This is a genomic window from Lishizhenia sp., from assembly GCF_057456495.1.
The window spans coordinates 1-2438 of the sequence record NZ_JBVCPV010000285.1 but is presented as its reverse complement, the minus strand read 5'-3'; the positions used below and the strand labels follow the sequence as shown (position 1 = coordinate 2438).

At 31.8% G+C, this 2438-nt stretch carries 3 protein-coding genes; 1 reads left to right on the top strand and 2 read right to left on the bottom strand.

Features of this window, described 5'->3' with window-relative positions; translation table 11 throughout:
• Positions 1–337, bottom strand: a 337-nt coding sequence (locus AC22ZQ_RS14115) for a hypothetical protein (protein WP_318959406.1), incomplete at its 3' end; no start/stop codon positions are given.
• Positions 337–867: a hypothetical protein gene (locus AC22ZQ_RS14110; protein WP_318959405.1), complete on the bottom strand. Its 531-nt coding sequence runs from the start codon at positions 865–867 to the stop codon at positions 337–339. The genes AC22ZQ_RS14110 and AC22ZQ_RS14115, both read right to left, overlap by 1 nt.
• Before the next feature lie 205 nt (positions 868–1072).
• Here AC22ZQ_RS14110 and AC22ZQ_RS14105 point away from each other — a divergent pair.
• Positions 1073–2438: tetratricopeptide repeat protein (locus AC22ZQ_RS14105; RefSeq protein ID WP_318959404.1), on the top strand; the 1366-nt coding region annotated here is incomplete at its 3' end.

Genomic DNA, 2438 nt, shown 5'->3' with positions numbered 1-2438 from the left:
GATTTAAAATGATCAATATAGTATCTAAATTAAGCACCTCATATGCCAAGGGAGTATCATTGAAAATTGAAAAACCTTTAAGACTTACAGCTTGTACTAAACCTTTAGAGTTGAAGATTCGAATCTCTTTTTGAGTTTTAAAGTTCGCAACAGAAAAGTATTCTTCTCCGTCCAATTCAAAAGCACTCAGTGAAGAGACTCCAAAATTCGGGTCTATACAGATAGAATCAACTAAATTGAATTTACTTTCCTCGGTAAAACTCTCAATTTTGTTTTCATTACAAGATTGAAAAACAATTAAAGCTGATAATACTATTAATAGACCTAGTTTCTTCATTATTTAAAATTAATTTGTGTAGCCATGATCAATTCACGAGAAGTTGAATTTTCAAATTCGATGTAAGCACTTCCTTCTGGTGTAGAACTTAAAGCTACAATATTCATTCTTACAGAACCATCAACAACTCCTTCTATCATTTTGTCTGGACACAATCCGTTAAACGCATCTAAGTTAGCAGTAACTACACCTTGGTCAGCAAAATCATCACCATTTTGTAATTTCGTCAATAATTCATGTATAAAATTCATACAATCGATAGATAACAATTCACCTCTACAACCGTAATCTGTATCTGATACTGTACATTCTTTACCCGTAAAAAACGAACATCCAACTGATACTCCTTCAATATGATCAGCTCCATCTTCTGTATTATTTTGGAACTTCAAAGTTTGGTTAGCTCTGTTCGTCATTGTAACTTGCTCCTCTGCAGTGTAGTATTCGCTTTCTACAACATCATTATTTTTTGAACACCCGAATGTAATAACACTTAACGCAATTCCTGTAAAAACTATTATATTTTTCATCTTTTTATAATTTTATTGATTAATTTCATCACCAAAATAACGTCATTTATCACAATCAACAACTATCTTAGTTAAAATATTATTCGATTAATCGATGATTGAATAACATTAACCGACAAATAAACCCTATTCATCGATTAACGAAGTCTAACTTTTTTTAATTTTGTAGACTTGGATTTTTAGCGTATTTATAATTCTACTATAAGTGAATAGAACACTACTTTTAACCCTTTTTTTCTTACTCTTTATTTGGAAGGCTCCATACTGTGGTAACAGTTTTGAAAAAGATCTATCAATACTTGATACGGGCGATTTCATACAGTCCAAAGAATTATTTTTAAACGAAATAAAAGACGCTAATAACTCTGACTCTATAATTATAGAAAGTTATATGAGGTTGGCTGAACTTTATGCAAATAACTTGATGGTCGATAAATCTCTAAAGATATTTGACACTATTGCTTTAAAGTTTGGAATTACCAACATTGCACATAAAACACATATTTTAAAAAGAAAATCCGATATTTTTAGAGAAGCGGGTAGTTTTGACGTATCCATTCAAGCAGAGTTTCAAGCTTTGAAATATTTTGAACTTCAAAATGATCTCCAAAACATCTGTAAAACCTATATAGATATTGTAAAATTATTTTTACTATCTAAGGATATCAACAATTCCACCTACTATTTATCGCAAGTATCTGAATTGGCCAAAAAGAACAACATGCTTTCTGTACAGGCAGAGGCATATCTTTTACTCGGAGACATTTACAAATTCAACAATGAGCTTTCGCAAGCCGAAAATGCATACAAAAAGGCAATAGAAATTGCTAAGAAGTGTAATTGTTCAGAATCCTTAAGTGCGACCTACAACAATTTAGCTAATTTATACAGATTAAAAGAGCGTTATTCTTTAGCTAATCAATACATCGATAAAGCAATTAATCTTAATACCGAAACAAATCAATTCAATGGCCTGGCCATTAATTACCTCACGAAAGGAAATCTCGAAGAAAACATAGGAGGAAGAACAGAAGCAATACTTTACTACAAAAAATTTGTACACTTGGTAGACAGTCTTGATTTAGACGTCTCTCCACTTAATGGATATTTCAACCTCTACAAAACCTATGCTCACCTTAAGGATTACGACAATGCTGTTTATTACCTTGAGAACTATGTAAAATTAAAAGATTCTATTCATACCTTAGAATCACAAGAAACTTCATCTAAGCTCGCAGCCCAATATCAATCGAGTAGAAAAGAGGCTGAAATCGAACGCTTAAAAATTCAAGAGCAACTTAGAGAAGAGGAGTTAAACTCTGAAAAGAACTCTAAGCGTGTTTTGGTACTCTTTATAAGTATCATACTTGTGGTCACCATAAGTCTTTGGGTTTCTTCTTTACAACGTAAAAAAATCAACAAAGATCTTACACTGAAAAATGAGCGAATTGATGAACAGCATAAAGAAATTATTGATAGTATCAACTACGCCAAGCGTATTCAAAATTCAATTTTACCGAGCACCCAGTTATTAAATAACACCTTACCCAACAATGCCCTACTCTACCTTC